General features: G+C 70.3%; 14 protein-coding genes. 9 read left to right on the top strand and 5 right to left on the bottom strand.

All coding sequences use genetic code 11. From position 1 onward, the window contains the following. Positions 1 to 327: 327 nt before the first annotated feature. Genes ACFY0U_RS01450 through yjfF form a run of 3 tightly spaced genes read left to right on the top strand, consistent with a single transcriptional unit; the run spans position 328 to position 3,970 of the window. A complete protein-coding gene (locus tag ACFY0U_RS01450) occupies positions 328 to 1,866 on the top strand; it encodes a sugar ABC transporter ATP-binding protein (protein ID WP_388628491.1) in 1,539 nt (512 codons plus the stop codon). Next, complete coding sequence (locus tag ACFY0U_RS01445; RefSeq protein WP_388628488.1) at positions 1,863 to 2,948, top strand: ABC transporter permease; 1,086 nt, start codon at positions 1,863 to 1,865, stop codon at positions 2,946 to 2,948. The genes ACFY0U_RS01450 and ACFY0U_RS01445 overlap by 4 nt, the downstream gene beginning before the upstream one ends. Next, positions 2,948 to 3,970: a galactofuranose ABC transporter, permease protein YjfF gene (yjfF, locus tag ACFY0U_RS01440; RefSeq protein WP_388628485.1), complete on the top strand. Its 1,023-nt coding sequence runs from the start codon at positions 2,948 to 2,950 to the stop codon at positions 3,968 to 3,970. The genes ACFY0U_RS01445 and yjfF overlap by 1 nt, the downstream gene beginning before the upstream one ends. A 234-nt stretch (positions 3,971 to 4,204) precedes the next feature. Here yjfF and ACFY0U_RS01435 read toward each other — a convergent pair whose 3' ends face one another. Continuing rightward, positions 4,205 to 4,561: a hypothetical protein gene (locus ACFY0U_RS01435; RefSeq protein WP_388628483.1), complete on the bottom strand. Its 357-nt coding sequence runs from the start codon at positions 4,559 to 4,561 to the stop codon at positions 4,205 to 4,207. Positions 4,562 to 4,642: 81 nt separating this feature from the next. Between ACFY0U_RS01435 and ACFY0U_RS01430 the strand changes: the two genes are divergently transcribed. Beyond that, on the top strand, positions 4,643 to 5,011 hold the full coding sequence (locus ACFY0U_RS01430) for a hypothetical protein (protein WP_388628480.1): 369 nt from the start codon (positions 4,643 to 4,645) through the stop codon (positions 5,009 to 5,011). 477 nt (positions 5,012 to 5,488) lie between these two features. Here the strand turns inward: ACFY0U_RS01430 and ACFY0U_RS01425 are convergent, their stop codons facing one another. Continuing rightward, positions 5,489 to 5,929 carry a MarR family winged helix-turn-helix transcriptional regulator gene (locus tag ACFY0U_RS01425; protein WP_388628478.1) on the bottom strand — a complete coding sequence of 147 codons (441 nt, stop codon included), beginning with the start codon at positions 5,927 to 5,929 and terminating at the stop codon, positions 5,489 to 5,491. Positions 5,930 to 6,020: 91 nt separating this feature from the next. Here ACFY0U_RS01425 and ACFY0U_RS01420 point away from each other — a divergent pair, with 91 nt between their 5' ends. Further along, positions 6,021 to 7,019, top strand: a complete 999-nt coding sequence (locus tag ACFY0U_RS01420; RefSeq protein ID WP_388628475.1) for an NADP-dependent oxidoreductase — start codon at positions 6,021 to 6,023, stop codon at positions 7,017 to 7,019. Positions 7,020 to 7,113: 94 nt separating this feature from the next. Next, a complete protein-coding gene (locus ACFY0U_RS01415) occupies positions 7,114 to 7,533 on the top strand; it encodes an organic hydroperoxide resistance protein (RefSeq protein ID WP_351692061.1) in 420 nt (139 codons plus the stop codon). 63 nt (positions 7,534 to 7,596) lie between these two features. On the opposite strand, the gene ACFY0U_RS01410 is transcribed toward ACFY0U_RS01415, so the two are convergent. Both ACFY0U_RS01410 and ACFY0U_RS01405 read right to left on the bottom strand, forming a co-directional pair. Continuing rightward, positions 7,597 to 8,748, bottom strand: a complete 1,152-nt coding sequence (locus ACFY0U_RS01410) for a serine hydrolase domain-containing protein (RefSeq protein WP_388628473.1) — start codon at positions 8,746 to 8,748, stop codon at positions 7,597 to 7,599. A 26-nt stretch (positions 8,749 to 8,774) separates the two neighbouring features. Next, the gene (locus ACFY0U_RS01405; RefSeq protein WP_388628470.1) at positions 8,775 to 11,318 is read right to left on the bottom strand and encodes a M14 family zinc carboxypeptidase; all 2,544 of its coding nucleotides are present in this window, start codon (positions 11,316 to 11,318) and stop codon (positions 8,775 to 8,777) included. A gap of 214 nt (positions 11,319 to 11,532) precedes the next feature. Between ACFY0U_RS01405 and ACFY0U_RS01400 the strand changes: the two genes are divergently transcribed. The 3 genes from ACFY0U_RS01400 (at position 11,533) to ACFY0U_RS01390 (ending at position 13,860) form a co-directional block, all read left to right on the top strand. Next, a complete protein-coding gene (locus ACFY0U_RS01400) occupies positions 11,533 to 12,396 on the top strand; it encodes a hypothetical protein (RefSeq protein ID WP_388628467.1) in 864 nt (287 codons plus the stop codon). A gap of 61 nt (positions 12,397 to 12,457) precedes the next feature. Further along, positions 12,458 to 13,249 carry an EI24 domain-containing protein gene (locus ACFY0U_RS01395; protein ID WP_388628464.1) on the top strand — a complete coding sequence of 264 codons (792 nt, stop codon included), beginning with the start codon at positions 12,458 to 12,460 and terminating at the stop codon, positions 13,247 to 13,249. After that, entirely contained in the window at positions 13,246 to 13,860 is a 615-nt protein-coding gene (locus ACFY0U_RS01390) for a LysE family translocator (RefSeq protein WP_388628461.1), read from the top strand. Before ACFY0U_RS01395 ends, ACFY0U_RS01390 begins: the two co-directional genes overlap by 4 nt. Here the strand turns inward: ACFY0U_RS01390 and ACFY0U_RS01385 are convergent. Continuing rightward, on the bottom strand, positions 13,832 to 15,025 hold the full coding sequence (locus tag ACFY0U_RS01385; RefSeq protein ID WP_388628458.1) for a pyroglutamyl peptidase: 1,194 nt from the start codon (positions 15,023 to 15,025) through the stop codon (positions 13,832 to 13,834). The genes ACFY0U_RS01390 and ACFY0U_RS01385 overlap by 29 nt on opposite strands. Between the last annotated feature and the right edge of the window lie 5 nt (positions 15,026 to 15,030).

Raw genomic sequence — 15,030 nt, 5'->3', positions numbered from 1 at the left:
GCGGCGCCAACTGGCAGGCGGTGCCGGCTGATTGGCGGTGCTGATCGGCCGAAGTGCCGACCAGCCGCCGTGCCGAACGATCACCGTATCGATCGACTGGCGGTGCCGACTGGCCGCCGTGCCGGTCGAGCGTCGTAGCGACCCGCCGCGGTATCGACCGATCGCGGCAATGACCGACCGCACCACCGACAGGGAGCCTCCGGTCGGCCGAGTACCTCTCGGCCGGCCAGGCTCCCCGCGGGCTTGGCCCTTCCGGGGCTCGGCCCGCTGTCGGCCTGGCCCTGTGTGGGCCTGAACCGAATCGATGAGTCCTAGAGGAGCGCTGCCATGGCAGAGCCGCAGCCCGTCCTGGAGATGACGGGCATAGTCAAGGAGTTTCCGGGGGTAAGGGCTCTGTCGGGCGTCGACTTCCGGCTCTTCCCCGGCGAGATCCACGCCCTGATGGGCGAGAACGGGGCCGGGAAATCCACCCTGATCAAGGTGCTGACCGGGGTCTACACCCTGGACGGCGGCACCGTCACCCTCGACGGCCAGGCCGTGCACATCGGCAGCCCGCTACAGGCGCAGCAGGCCGGCATCAGCACGGTCTACCAGGAGGTCAACCTCTGCCCCAACCTCTCGGTGGCGGAGAACATCTTCATCGGCCGTGAACCCACCCGCGCCGGCCGCATCCAGTGGAAGCGCATGCGCCAGGAGGCGGCGGAGATGGTCGACCGCCTCGGCCTCGACATAGACGTCACGGCCCCGCTCTCCTCGTACCCCCTGGCCGTGCAGCAACTGGTCGCGATCGTACGGTCGGTGGGCCACGGCGACAGCGACGGCTCGGGCTCCGGCACCAAGGTCCTGGTCCTGGACGAACCGACCTCCAGCCTCGACCGCGACGAGGTCCTCGAACTCTTCCGCCTGATGCGGCGGTTGCGCGACGAGGGCGTGGCGATCCTGTTCGTCTCGCACTTCCTCGACCAGATCTACGAGATCTGCGACCGCATGACCGTCCTGCGCAACGGCACTCTCGTCGGCGAGCACCTGGTCCGCGACCTCGACCAGGTCGGGCTGATCGAGCTGATGATCGGCAAGGCCCTGGACCAGCTGGAGGAGCTCCACGACCACCAACTCCACGCGGATGTCGGCGAGTCGCTGCTGACGGCGGAGGGCCTCGGCAGAAGCGGCGGTATCGCCCCCTTCGACCTGGACATCAAGAAGGGCGAAGTCGTGGGCCTCGCGGGCCTGTTGGGCTCCGGCCGCACCGAACTGGCAAGGCTCCTCTTCGGCGCCGACCAGCCCGACAGCGGCAAGGTCACCATCGGCGGCAAGCAGGTGGCGATGAACGCCCCGAACGACGCCATCGGCGCCGGGGTCGCCTTCTGCTCGGAGAACCGCAAGTCCGAGGGCCTCGTCCCCGACCTGACGGTCCGGGAGAACATCATCCTCGCCCTCCAGGCGGCCCGCGGCTGGACCCGTCCCATTCCCACCGCCCAGCGCGACGAACTGGTCGCCAAGTACATCAAGGCGCTGGACATCCGCCCCGCCAACCCCGAGGCCCGGGTGGGCCAGTTGAGCGGCGGCAACCAGCAGAAGGTGCTCCTGGCCCGCTGGCTGATCACCCAGCCGAAACTCCTGATCCTGGACGAGCCGACCCGCGGCATCGACATCGGTGCCAAGACCGAGATCCAGAAACTGGTGGTCTCCCTCTCCGAGGACGGCATGTCCGTCCTCTACATCGCGGCCGAGCTGGAGGAGGTCCTGCGCCTCAGCCACACCATCGGCGTCCTGCGCGACCGCAAGCTGGTCGCACAGCTCACCAACGGCCCGGAGATCACCACCAGCAAGATCCTCGAGACCATCGCGAGCGGAGAACAGCAGTGACCACCACCTCCCGCTGGCGAGCACTGACGCGCCACAACCTCTTCTGGCCGATCGTGGTCCTGGTGGCCCTGCTGCTCGTCAACGTCCCCTTCACCCCCGACTTCTTCGCCATCCACATGACGGACGGCCACCTCTACGGCAGCCTCGTGTCGATCGTGCTGTTCGGCTCGCCGCTGATCCTGGTGGCGGTCGGCATGACCCTGGTCATCGCCACCGGCGGCATCGACCTCTCGGTGGGCGCGGTCGTGGCCATCACGGGCGCGCTGACGTGCTCGTACATCAGCGACCAGTCCGACCAGGACGCCCTGGCCGGAGTCCTGCTGGCGATGGGCCTCGGCCTGATCGCTGCGGTCGTCTGCGGTCTGTGGAACGGGTTCCTCGTCGCCCGCATGGGCATCCAGCCCATCATCGCGACCCTCATCATCATGGTCGCGGGCCGAGGCGTGGCCCAGCTGATCACCGACGGCCAGATCATCACCATCAACAGCGAGCCGTACAAGCTGATCGGCGGCGGCTACTGGCTGACCCTGCCCTTCTCCATCTTCGTGGTGGCCGCGGTGGTGGCCGTCACGGTGGCGCTGACACGCCGCACGGCCCTCGGCCTGCTGGTCGAGTCCGTCGGCGGCAACGCCGAGGCCAGCCGTCTCGTCGGTATCCGCTCCCGCCGTATCAAGATCATGGTGTACGTCTTCTGCGCCCTGTGCGCGGGCATCGCCGGCCTCATGATCAGCTCCAACACCTCGGCGGCGGACGGCAACAACGCCGGCCTGTGGATCGAGCTGGACGCGATCCTCGCGGTGGTGATCGGCGGCACCTCGCTGCTGGGCGGCCGGTTCTCGATCGGCGGCACGGTGGTCGGAGCCCTGGTCATCCAGACCCTCACCACCACGATCTACACGATCGGCGTCCCGACCCAGACCAACCTGGTCTTCAAGGCCGCCGTCGTCATCGTCGTCTGCCTCCTCCAGTCCCCGAAGTTCCGCGCCAAGGTCTTCGGCGCCCGCGCGAAGGCCGCGGCGCCCGTGGCACCCGCCCCGGTCGCCGAGCCCGCCGACTCCGCTCCCAAGATGGAGGTGTCGTGATGAGTACGACCACCAAGGCCCCCACGACACCGCAGAGCCGTACGCCGTCCAAGGCCGCGCGTCTGCTCGCCGACCGGCGGCTGCCCGTCCTGGTCACGGCCGGCCTCTTCCTCGCGATGTACATCGGGGGACTGAGCCGCTACGTGAACTACGGCTTCGGCGACTCGCAGGTGTTCCTCAACCTGTTCATCGACAACAGCTATCTCCTGGTCGCCGCGGTCGGCGCCACCTTCGTCATCATGTCCGGCGGCATCGACCTGTCCGTGGGCTCGGTCATCGGCTTCACGACGATGCTCACGGCGTGGCTGGTGCAGGACGTGGGTCTGCCGCTGCTGGTGGTCATCCCCATATCCCTGGGCGTGGGAGCGTTCGGCGGCTTCCTCATGGGCTATGTGATCCACAACTTCGAGATCCAGCCGTTCATCGTGACGCTGGCGGGCCTCTTCCTCTTCCGGGGCCTGTGCCTGGTCATCAGCAAGGAGTCGATCGCCATCACCGACTCGTCCGTGAGCAGTCTGGCCGAGACGCGGGTGTCGCTGGGCGTGGGGGAGCTGTCGATCGGTGCCGTCGTGGCACTGGTCGTCCTGGGCGCGGCGTTCTACCTTCTCCACTACACCCGCTTCGGACGCCGGATCTACGCCATCGGCGGCAACGAGCAGTCGGCGCTGCTGATGGGTCTGCCGCTGGGCGGCACGAAGATCGCGGTGTACACGATGAGCGGCTTCTGCTCGGCGCTCGCCGGTCTTCTCTTCATGCTCTACATCCAGTCCGGTGACCCGCTGCACGCGGTGGGCATGGAGCTCGACGCGATCGCCGCGGTGGTCATCGGCGGCACGCTGCTGACGGGTGGCTCGGGTTATGTGCTGGGCACGCTGTTCGGCGTCCTGGTCCTCGGCCTGATCAAGAGCATCATCCAGTTCGAGGGCACGCTCAGCTCCTGGTGGACGAAGATCGCCACCGGTGTGCTGCTGTGCGCGTTCATCCTGATCCAGCGCGTCATGACGGCCCGTAAGGAAACGTGAGCGGAGGGGGAACCGGCCGGCTCTCGGTGCGATGTCGCTTTCGATGCGATGAGGTGGCTTGAGGGCAGAACATCCTCAACTCGCCGCGCCGGAACGGCCGGTTCCCCACACAACCTTCACAGCTGCCTCTGGTTACACCGCCGGTTCGGAACTTAATCTTCCCGCGTCATGGACTACTGCCTCCCGTGCCGAAGGCACCTCAACGGCGCCCTCGCCTGCCCGGGCTGCGGCACCTCAGCCCAACAACTCCACGCGTACGCGGCTCAGCCGTATGCCGTCGCCCAGCAGCAGGTGGGGGTGGACGGTGGAGCTCATGAGGCGTACGTGGGTGCGGCGTACGGCGACGGGGTCGAGGCCGGCGGTGTGGCGGAGAGCGCGGAGAGCCGCGAGGCCGCCGAGGTGGCCGAGCCCGTGGGTGTGCCTGTGGGTGGTGGTCGGGCGGCGCGAAGACGTGCGCGGGGTCGGGGTGGCAGGGCTGCCGAGGTGGATGAGGAGCCCGAGGGCTACGACGACTCCGACGAGTTCGAGGACGACGACGAGGGCGGTGCCGGTGGTGGCGCGAGTCGTCGTGATCGCAAGGCTGCGGCGCATCGGCGTCGGCGGCGGCGGACCTTGCTGGTCGCGGCGGGCTTCATACTCGCCGCCGGTGGGTTGAGCCTGGCGGAGCTCGGTATGGACGCGCCCGGCTCGTCGTCGACGCCTGCCGCGGCGGGGGGTGAGTCGGCGGAGGGGGCGGCCGAGGCGGAGGCGAGCACGACCGCCGAGCCGCTGGACGACGAGAACGGAACCGTCCCGTCGGCCTCCGCGTCCCGGGACGCCTCGAAATCCCCGTCGCCCTCGGCATCGGAGTCCAAGGACGACAAGGACCCCGACAAGGACGCCCAGTCCGCAACCGCCTCCGCCCCGAACCTCACCTCGGCCCCGGCACCGACCACCCCGGCCCCCTCCGCGACTCCCACGGCGGCCCCGACAACCTCGGAACCCACAACGGCCCCGTCCCCGACGGAATCCTGCGAACGCTTCCTGTGGTGGTGCACCTAGCGGGACGGATGCCCGTCGCGGGCGGGTGGGGGTGTGCGCTGCGGATTGCGGGTGCGGCGTGAGTGGTGGATGCCTGCGGCGGCCCGTTGCGGTCCGGTGGGGGTGCGCGTCGCGCACTTCTCGCCGTCGTGGGTCGGTGCCGCACCGGGGGGTGTCCGTCCTCGGTCGGGCGGTGCTGTGTCCTGGGGCTGTTCTGTTGGTCGGTCGCCCGACGCTGCGGGCGGACACCCCCCGGTACGTCCCCTGCTCGCCGTTGCGCGAGCGCGCGTGGTGCCCCGCCTGGGGCGGGCGTCACCTCTGAACGCCGGTCCCGCGTCTTTTTCAGCCCGTCCGGCGTTTGAGGACGAGGCCCCTTCAGGGCCGATGGGGGTCTGGGGGCGGAGCCCCCAGGGGCGGGGTTGAAGGGGCAGCGCCCCTGGAGGATGGGACGGGTAGGGGCGGCGGGGGCGAGAAAAGGCCCAGTGCGTACGCCCTGTCTCAAGACCCCAGCATCCGGCGCAACAGGTCCCGGAAGACCGTCCGTTCCGAATCGGACAATCCCGCCAGCGGCTCGCGGGCGAACCGCAGCGACTCCCGAAGGCTCCGGGCCACCGCCCGCCCCTCCTCCGTCACCGCCGCCAGCTTCACCCGCCGATCCGCAGGATCCGGTCGCCGCTCCACCAGCCCCCGCGACTCCAGCCGATCCACGATCCCGGTGACATTGGACGGCTCGCACCGCAGCTTGTGCGCCAGCTTCCGCATCGGCAGCGGCTCCAGCGACAGCAGACTCAACAGCCGCGCCTGCGCCCCGGTCAGCGCATGCTCCGCGGCCGCATCCTCGAAATCCGCGTAGAAACGCGCCACGACATCCCCGATCAGCTCGACGACCTCAAGGGTCAGCGCATCGGGGCGGCGCTCGGACTTCTGTGGAGTGGCCATGCCCTCAGCTTACTCCCATTACTTGACAACATGAAATATTCAGGAGCATGGTTGTTTCAGGTACTGAAGTAAATCCGAAAGGCTCTTCGTCATGATCAACCGCGAGTGGCACCTCCTCTCCCGCCCCGTCGGCTGGCCCAAGCCCGAGGACTTCGCCCTGGTCGAGGCGGAGGTCCGGCAGCCCGGCGAGGGACAGGTCCTCGTGCGGAACAAGTACCTGTCCGTCGACCCGTACATGCGCGGCAGGATGAGCGCCGCGAAGTCGTACGTCGCCCCCTTCGAGCTCGGCAAGGCGATGCAGGGCGGCGCGGTCGGCGAGGTCGTCGCCTCCGAGGCGGAGGGCATAGCCGTCGGCGACCACGTCCTGCACTTCGGCGGCTGGCGCGAGTACGCCACGTTCGACGCCGCCCAGGCAGTGAAGGTCGACCCCGAGGCCGCCCCCCTGTCGACATACCTTGGCGTCCTGGGCATGACCGGCCTCACCGCCTACGCCGGCCTCCTGCGCACCGCCGTCTTCAAGGAGGGCGACAGCGTCTTCGTGTCCGGCGCCGCCGGTGCCGTCGGCAGCCAGGTCGGTCAGATCGCCAAGCTCAAGGGCGCCTCGCGGGTCATCGGCTCGGCCGGCTCCGACGAGAAGGTCAAGCTGCTCGTCGAGGAGTACGGCTTCGACGCCGCCTTCAACTACAAGAACGGCCCCGTTGCCCAGCAGCTGCGCGAGGCCGCGCCCGACGGTGTCGACGTCTACTTCGACAACGTCGGCGGGGATCACCTGGAGGCCGCCATCGGCTCCCTCAACGAGGGCGGTCGTATCGCCGTCTGCGGCATGATCTCCGTCTACAACAGCACCGAGCCCGCCCCCGGCCCGAAGAACCTCGCCCGCCTCATCGCGACCCGCGGCCGCATCGAGGGCTTCCTGGTCAGTGACCACTACGACCTCCAGTCCCAGTTCGTCCAGGAGGTCGGCCCCTGGGTCGCCTCGGGTGCGCTGAAGTACCGCGAGACCGTCGTCGAGGGCATCGAGAACAACCTGGAGGCCTTCCTCGGCGTCCTGCGCGGCGACAACACCGGAAAGATGATCGTCAAGCTCTGACGTCTTCTGTCAGTTTCCGGTATGCGGTAACTTCTTTCCGAAACCGTCGTCGATCGTGGGCGCGAGCGCGGCGGACCTAGGAGGAAGACACCGCATGTCCATCCAGCAGACCGATGTCCTCTACACCGCCGTCGCCACCGCCGAGAACGGCCGTGACGGCCGGGTGGCCACCGAGGACGGCAGGCTCGACGTCGTCGTGAACCCGCCCAAGGAGATGGGCGGCAGCGGCGAGGGCACCAACCCGGAGCAGCTGTTCGCCGCCGGCTACAGCGCCTGCTTCCAGGGCGCCCTCGGCGTCGTCGCCCGCCTGGAGAAGGCCGACATCTCCGGCTCGACGGTCACCGCGAAGGTCGGCATAGGCAAGAACGACGACGGCTTCGGGATCATCGTCGAGATCTCGGCCCGGATCCCGAACGTCGACGCCGAGACCGCCCGGGACCTCCTGGAGAAGGCCCACCAGGTCTGCCCGTACTCGAAGGCGACCCGCGGCAACATCAGCGTGACGCTGGTCTGACGCGTTCGTCGCGTACGACGAAGGCCCGCACCCCTGGACGTGGGGTGCGGGCCTTCGTCCGTGTCACCCGTTCAGCGCCGCGGTGTGCACCGCCTTCACCAGCCGGTCGTTCTCCGGCGCCGCCCCGCCCGGGTAGGCGAGCCGGCGTCGGGTGTAGCCGTAGGCGAGGCCGCTCCACGGGTCGGCGAAGGCCTGGGAGCCGCCCGCGCCGCTGTGCCCGAAGGTGCCGGCGCCCAGGAAGGGGTGCCGGCTGTCGGCGGTCGCCTGGAAGCCCAGGCCGAAGGAGCGGTGCTGGCGGGCCACCAGGTCGTAGCCGGTGGAGTGGATCTGGCCGACCTCGGCGATCGTGTCCGGCTTGAGGAGCGGCGGCCGGTCGCCCACCTCGCTGATCGCCGCCGCGTACATCCCGGCGAGCCCGCGCGCGGCCGCCACGCCGCCCGCCGACGCCGGGCCCTTGGCGCGCACGGTACGGGAGTTGGCGTACTCCAGCAGATCACCCGGGTCCGGCACATGCGCGTTGAACGCGATCGACGCCAGGGTGTGCGGGCCGGAGGGAGCGGCGTCGATCTCGGCCTGCTGGACCGGGGTGGGGATCATCGGCTGCGCGGAGCGGTACCGCGGTTCCAGGGCCGCGGGCAGGCCCAGATGGAAGTCCAGGCCGTACGGGGCCCGGATCCGCTCCTCCCACAGCTCCTGGATCGTACGGCCCGTCGCCCGGCGTACGACCTCGCCGGTGAGCGCGCCGATGACCAGGGCGTGGTAGCCGAAGGCCGTGCCCGGGCGCCAGAACGGCCGCTGGTCGGCGAGGCGTTCGGCGATCGCCCGGTCGTCGGCCAGTTCGTCCCGGGTGAACCCGGCGTCCAGACCGACCAGCCCGGCCCGGTGCGTGACCAGGTCGCGCAGGGTCAGCGCGCCCTTGCCCTCGGCCGCGAACTCCGGCCAGTAGTACGTCACCTTGCGGTCCAGTTCGAGCGTGCCGTCCTGGACGAGGAGAGCGACCACGAGATGCGCGGCACCCTTCGTCGACGAGAACACGGCATGGAGGGAGTCGGCGTCGTTGCCGTCGCCCGTCCACAGGTCCACGACCCTGCGGCCGTGGACGTATGCGCACAACTGGCCCTCGTAGTCGGGGCGTTCACCGGCCACGAACGCGGCGAACTCCTCGCGCACCGCCTCGAAGCCGTCGGCGACGGTGCCGTGTATCTCCTGGGTCATCCGCTCTCCTTGACTGATCTACACCGCTAGCCGACGCCGGCCATGCGGAACAACGCCCTTGCGACCTGCGGGAATTCCCCCTTCGGATGATCCCGGAAGAGGGGTTCGGTGCCGAAGAGGACCGACTGCGGACCACTGACGACCGAGGGCTGTCCGGCGGCGGCAAGGGGCCCGCCGCTGCCGTCCTGCGACGGTCGCCAGTGCCCGGAGACAAGGGGGTTCCCGGTCGCGTACGACTGCTCCACGCGCACCTCCGGGCCGAGGTCCGTGAACCAGACGGGCGCGTACACGAAACCGTGCCCGGGAGCGCCGGCGGTCACCGGCCCCGAGTTCACCACCCGCACCACACCGTTGGCGTCCCCGTTGCCCTCGACCGGCTTCGCGGCCAGCAGGGCGGTGGCGGTGGCGAGTTCGGCACCGGTGACGCCGCGCCCGACGAGACCGTGACCGGCGTCGAGGAAGGCGTCCAGGGCGGTGCGGGCGGACGGGGTGAGAGCGCCGCGGTCCAGCCCCGTGGACACGAACAGGACGTCCGCCGCCGACCAGTCGAAGCCCGCGTTGAGGACGGCCGTCGAGACCGGGGTGACCTGGAAGTTCATCTCGCGCAGCGCGAAGAGCTCGCCGGGGGTGACGGCCGCCGCGACACGGGTGCGGGGGAGCGCCTGCGTACCGGTGAGAGTCGTCGCGTCGAAGGCCACGTCGTACGTCCGGGCCAGTTCGGCCGCCTTCTGCCGCGCCGACGCCGGGACGATCGCGCCGGTGCCGTCGGCCGTCTGCCGTACCGGAACACCTTGCCGGAGCAGGGAGTTGACGGCGGAGATCGCCTGCGGGTCGTCCAGCCGCAGCCGCAGGGCGCCGCGCGGGGCGACGTACCCGACGGGCGTGGCCTCGTGGACGGACCGCAGCGGCAGGCCCTTGAGGGTCCCGTTCGTCACCGGCTCCACGGCGGCGCCCCACAGCCTGCCCAGGCTCCAGCCCGAGATGTCGTACATCACCGAGACCTTGTCGCTGATGTCCCGGCCGTCGGCGAGCAGCACATTGGCCAGGCCCCGCTTGGGCTGGTGCATGTCGATGACGTACGAGCCCTTCGCGTACGTCCTTCCGCCGAGCCGGAAGGCGTGGCTCGCGCGGGTGACGCGGACGTCGTTGGCGAGGAGGTGGTCGACCAGGCGGGCGGTGGCGGTGGCCTGTGGGCCGCCGGGGAGGACGTAGGCGCGCGGGAAGGCGGTCGTGTAGACGTCCTCGGGACCGATGCCGGGGACTCCGGGGACCGTCTCGGGGGAGACGGGGATCTGCGCGGCGCCCGTGGCCCCGCGGCGGAAGACCTCGATCTGGTCGCTCACCAGCGCCCTGCGGTGGGCCTGGACGAAGTCGAGCGTGGCGCGGATGGCGGCACCGGCGACGTCCACGTTGATCGCCGAGCGCCGCCGCAGCTCCTCCACCGGCAGGTTGTTGTAGGCCGCGTTGTTCACCTGCAACGGGATCTCGACCGTGTGCGCGGCGACCGTGCCGTGGAACGCCGCGTACTGCGGGGTGAAGATCGGCGGCCAGTCGTCCCAGCCCTCCTCCTGGTCCCTGAAGGGGATCTGCGCGGGCTGCACCCCGTCCTTCGCGGGCGTGTAGCCGAGGCCGTTGACGGCGGCCTCCATGCCGAGGGCGTTGGCGTAGGTGTTCTTCAGGAAGAGGTCGTACTCGTAGTTCTCGCCGTGCGGGGGAGTGGTGGGCTCGATGAGGGTGCCGTTGACGTAGCCGTGCAGGTCGAGCATGACGGCGGGCTGCTTGTCGATCTCGATCTGCCGCATCGCCCGCACCTCGGGCTGCGAGGCGGTGACGAAGTCCCGGTTCATGTCGAAGCCGTTGGCGTTGGCGCGGGTGCCGGCGATACGGCCGTCCGGGTTGGCGGTGATGTTGAAGTACAGCCGGGAGTGGGCGAGCAGGTCGCGGGTCTTCGCGTCCTTGGCGGTGGCGAGCTGCTCGATGAGCTTCAGGGAGGCGTCGGTGCCCTCCCACTCGTTGCCGTGGATGTTGTTGTTGACGAAGACGGGCGCCTTGTAACCGGCCTTGATCTCCGGCGACTTGGCGGCCTGCGCGGGGGAGTTCTCGATGAGGTCGCGCATCCGCTCCTGGGCCCGGGCCTGGCGGACCGTCTCGGGCGCGGTGACGGTCACGAGGTAGAGTCGGTGTCCGCCGGCCGACTCTCCGGCGACCTCGACACTGACACGGTCGCCGAGGGCCTGGACGGCGTTCAGCTTCGGGGCGATCGCGTGGTACGGGGTGAGACCGAGCTTGATGGACCTGTCGGCAGGGTCGACCGGGTCGGGGGAGAGGACCTGCTCGCGGGGGTAGCCGCGGATCGCGCCGCCCGTCGTCCGTTCGTCGGCGAGGGCCCTCTTGGCGGCGCTCGCGGGGGCCTGTGCGGCCCGCTGGTCGAGTGGAGCCTCGTCGCGGGTGACGGGCGGGGCGGGTTCCGCGCCCGCGGTGTGCGGGGTGAGCAGCAGTGAGCCTGCCGTGGTGAGGGCGAGGGCGGCGATCAGTACGGGTCTCGCGGGTGCGGTTCTCGTGGTGCGCACGCGTCGTACCTCCTCCGGGAGCTTCCTGAGATCGGTACGGCGACATGTACCTGTTCGACTCAACCGGAACAAGAGGGAGTTGGTGTCACGGATGCCCCGGATGGCGCATCCGGAGGGGGCCGAAGGGGGCATGCTGAGCTCGGGACACCCGGCGACGGACCCGGTGATGGACCCGGCGACTGCGGCTTGTCAGGCGACGCGAGGAGAGCTCCTCATGGCACCGATCCCCCCTCTCCCCAGCAGGGAAGACGTACTGCGCATGGCGCGCAGCACCACCGACATCACCGGCCAACTCCTGGACACGGCCGGGAACATCACGAAGATCGCGATCAACACCTTCGACCCCAGGGACGGTTCGGGCCAGGAGGCACTGCGGGTCCTGCGCGAGACGACGGCGGAGCTGGCGGAGGCGAGCGCGTCACCGCAGGCGCAGGAGGCGTTCTACCGGATCGTGGACACACTGACCCGGCTCGGCACGAGCGGCGCTCCCCTGGCCGTGCACCCGGTCAGCGAACCGGCCCAGGCCCTGCTGACGGCGCTGGGCGACAGTCTGCTGCCGGTGCTGGACGCGGTGGAGCCGGCCGTGGAGGAGTTCGCGACCGCGCTGGGCGACCTGGTGGAGGCGATGTCCCCGCTGCTGCCCGCGGCGGCGGGGCTGGCGGCGGGCACCATGCTCGCCCTGACCCCGGTGATCCGCACGGCGGCGGAGATCCTGCGGGACTCCTCCCCGGAACTGCGCCGCATCGCGGACGCGTTGACCGCCGCGCTGGCCCCGCTGATGCCGCTCCAGGTCGCCCTGGCGGAGCGCGCTGCCGCCGCCGGCGCGGGCGTCGTCCGCGCCTCCCTCCAGCCCCTCGCCGACCTCACGGAAGCGGCCGCGGCGACCACGAAGGCGGCCCGTCCGGTGCTGATCGCCGGGGAGGAACTGCTGGTGACGGGCCTGGAACAGCTCCAGCCGGCACTGCTCGCCGGCGCGGCCCGCGCGGGCCGGGTGGCCCGGGCGGCGGCGGTACGGGTCCAGGCGGCGGTGAGTCCGGCGGATGAGCGGGGGGTGGTGGTGGCGGTGGTGCCGGGGTGATCGGAAGGGGGCCTGTCCACGACCCGGGAACCCTGTCCCCGCCGCCCGATAGAGTTCCCCCATGCGCGATCTTGGGGTGGGCTTCGGGTACCTGCTGAAGGGCCAGCGATGGGTGGCCCGGCACGGCAAGCAGTACGGCTTCGGGCTGATCCCGGGGCTGATCACCCTCGTTCTCTACGCGGCGGCGCTCGTCTCGCTCGCGGTCTGGGGCGAGGACTTCATCGGCTGGGCCACCCCCTTCGCCGACGACTGGTCCAGCCCCTGGCTCGGCCTGTTCCGCGGTTTCCTGACCGTCGTGCTGTGGGCCCTGGCCCTCCTCCTCGCGGTCGTGACCTTCACCGCGGTCACGCTCCTGATCGGCCAGCCGTTCTACGAGAGCCTCTCGGAGACGGTCGACCGTGACGTCTCCCCGGACGGCACCGCCCCCGAGTCCAACCTCCCCCTGTGGCGCGAGCTGTGGATCTCGGGCCGCGACAGCCTGCGGATCGTGATCCGCGCCGCGTGCTGGGCAGTGCTCCTCTTCGCCCTCGGCTTCATCCCGTTCGCCGGGCAGACCGTCGTCCCGGTGATCGGCTTCTTCGTCACCGGCTTCTTCCTCACCGAGGAACTCGCCGCCGTGGCCCTCCAGCGCCGCGGCGTCGAACTCCGCGACCGGCTCGCCCTGTTCCGCTCCCGCAAGACCCTGATCTGGGGCTTCGGCACCCCCCTCGCCGTGGCCTTCCTGGTGCCGTTCGTCGCGGTGTTCCTCATGCCGGGCGCGGTCGCGGGCGCCACCCTGATGGCCCGCGAACTGCTCGGGGAGGAGACCCGCGAGGACTCCGACGACAACGACATAGAGGAGATCACCTCTTGACCGAGATACTCGCCGTCGCCGTCATCACCGTCCTGGCCGTCATCGCCCCCGGCGCCGACTTCGCCATGGTCGTCCGCAACAGCTACCTCCACGGCCGCCGCACCGGCCTGCTCGCCGCGCTCGGCGTCGCCGCCGGCGTCCTCGTGCACGTCACCTACACGATGCTCGGCGTGGGCCTGCTGATCGCCTCCTCGACCTTCCTGTTCACGGTGATCAAGCTGGTCGGCGCGGCCTACCTCGTCTACATCGGCGTCCGTACCTTCCGCACCCGCGGCGAGGTCGAGGTCGACCTGGAGACCCAGTCGGACCTGACCCCGCTCAAGGCCCTGCGCTCCGGGTTCCTCACCAACGTCCTCAACCCGAAGACGACCCTCTTCGTCGTCTCGACCTTCGCTCAGGTCGTCAGCCCCGGCACCCCGGTCTACCAGCAGGTGGGCTACGGACTGTTCATGTCGCTGGCCCACCTGCTGTGGTTCGGTGTCGTCGCGGTCTTCTTCTCGCACGACCGGATGCGCACCCTGATGCTGCGCGGTCAGAAGATCCTCAACAAGGTGATCGGCTCGGTCCTGGCCGGTCTCGGCGTCAGCCTCGCGTTCGCCCCGTCTCACTGACCGCCACGGTCACGATCGCCCGCACCTGGGCGATGATGTCCAGCCGGTTCTTCACGAACTCGGGGTCGGTGACCTCGGTGGTGTTGCCGGTGGCGAACTGGAGCACGGGCGTGTGCACATGGCCGCCGGGCAGCTCGTCGTGCAGCCCCAGCCGGTCGCGCAGCAGCGTCGCCCGGTAGGCGATCTCGTTCGACAGGTAGTTCCCGCCGCCCCCGGCCCGGGCCGTCGACCCCTCCGTCGGCCCGTCGGGCCGTACGACGGGTTCCGTGCCGCCCGCGGGTATCTCGGTCACGCTCGTGTTGTCGTACACGGGGAAGCGCCCGGTGCTCGCCGCCACGATCTCCGTGTACGGCAGGGTCGTCGTCGTCCACTGCGGCTGCGAGGCCGGATCGGTGACGGGGACGGTCTCCGTCCGGGAGATGTTCTCGTTGTCCGGGAACCCGCCCCGCCAGGCCCCGTTGGTCCGCTCGATGTCGAACCGTCCGACCCGCCCCTGGCTGACCGTGGTGAAGAGGTCGACCTTCTTGAGATACGGTCGCAGCGTCCGCTCCACCGTGCCCTCCGCGAAGTCCTGCCAGCGCACCGGGAACACGGCCGTCTCCACCCGCGCCGGACCCTGCGCCGTCTCGATCACCGTGCCGTCGAGCGCGAGCGCGGTGGCCCCGGAGGGATTGGAGATCCGGATGTCCCGGTCCAGCGTGAACGGGTCGAACCCGGTGACGAGGACCCGCTTGATCCCCTTCCCGGACGGATAGCGGATGGCGCTCTGCCCCCGCGAGGTCCGCTCCAACTCGTCCAGCAGCGCCGCCCGTTGCTCATCACCCAGCCCGAACCCCGGCTCCCAGGTCCGTACCTCCCGCGTCATCCCCAACCGCGCCCAGTACAGCGGCCGGTCGTCGTCCCGGCTCAGATCACCCCCGGCCGGCCCCCGCCCCTGTGCCCGGTCGACGGCCCGCTTCCACAGCGCGGATCCTTCGCGTACGACGATCCTGCGGGCCTGGGCGTAGGTGCGCGCCGAGTCGAGCTCCCGCGCGAACTCCGGTGCCACGGAGTCGAATCCGGACCGCCGCAGAATCTCCTGCGGCACGGTCTTGTCGAGCCGCAGCTCCTCGACGGTGGCGGTGGGAGCCGCCTGGGCCGCCTGGGGCACCGCGAGCCCTGCCATCAGGA

Source organism: Streptomyces sp. NPDC001536, assembly GCF_042894505.1.
GTDB lineage: Bacteria > Actinomycetota > Actinomycetes > Streptomycetales > Streptomycetaceae > Streptomyces.
This window is presented reverse-complemented; position numbering and strand designations above follow the sequence as displayed.

What these genes read in the sequence shown, in the direction of transcription:
- ACFY0U_RS01400 (WP_388628467.1), top strand. Translation starts at nt 11,533, where the DNA reads ATGGCACCGATCCCCCCTCTCCCCAGCAGGGAAGACGTACTGCGCATG.
- ACFY0U_RS01395 (WP_388628464.1), top strand. Translation starts at nt 12,458, where the DNA reads ATGCGCGATCTTGGGGTGGGCTTCGGGTACCTGCTGAAGGGCCAGCGA.
- ACFY0U_RS01425 (WP_388628478.1), bottom strand. Translation starts at nt 5,929, where the DNA reads ATGGCCACTCCACAGAAGTCCGAGCGCCGCCCCGATGCGCTGACCCTT.
- ACFY0U_RS01450 (WP_388628491.1), top strand. Translation starts at nt 328, where the DNA reads ATGGCAGAGCCGCAGCCCGTCCTGGAGATGACGGGCATAGTCAAGGAG.
- yjfF (WP_388628485.1), top strand. Translation starts at nt 2,948, where the DNA reads ATGAGTACGACCACCAAGGCCCCCACGACACCGCAGAGCCGTACGCCG.
- ACFY0U_RS01430 (WP_388628480.1), top strand. Translation starts at nt 4,643, where the DNA reads ATGGACGCGCCCGGCTCGTCGTCGACGCCTGCCGCGGCGGGGGGTGAG.
- ACFY0U_RS01420 (WP_388628475.1), top strand. Translation starts at nt 6,021, where the DNA reads ATGATCAACCGCGAGTGGCACCTCCTCTCCCGCCCCGTCGGCTGGCCC.
- ACFY0U_RS01385 (WP_388628458.1), bottom strand. Translation starts at nt 15,025, where the DNA reads ATGGCAGGGCTCGCGGTGCCCCAGGCGGCCCAGGCGGCTCCCACCGCC.
- ACFY0U_RS01415 (WP_351692061.1), top strand. Translation starts at nt 7,114, where the DNA reads ATGTCCATCCAGCAGACCGATGTCCTCTACACCGCCGTCGCCACCGCC.
- ACFY0U_RS01410 (WP_388628473.1), bottom strand. Translation starts at nt 8,748, where the DNA reads ATGACCCAGGAGATACACGGCACCGTCGCCGACGGCTTCGAGGCGGTG.
- ACFY0U_RS01435 (WP_388628483.1), bottom strand. Translation starts at nt 4,561, where the DNA reads ATGCGCCGCAGCCTTGCGATCACGACGACTCGCGCCACCACCGGCACC.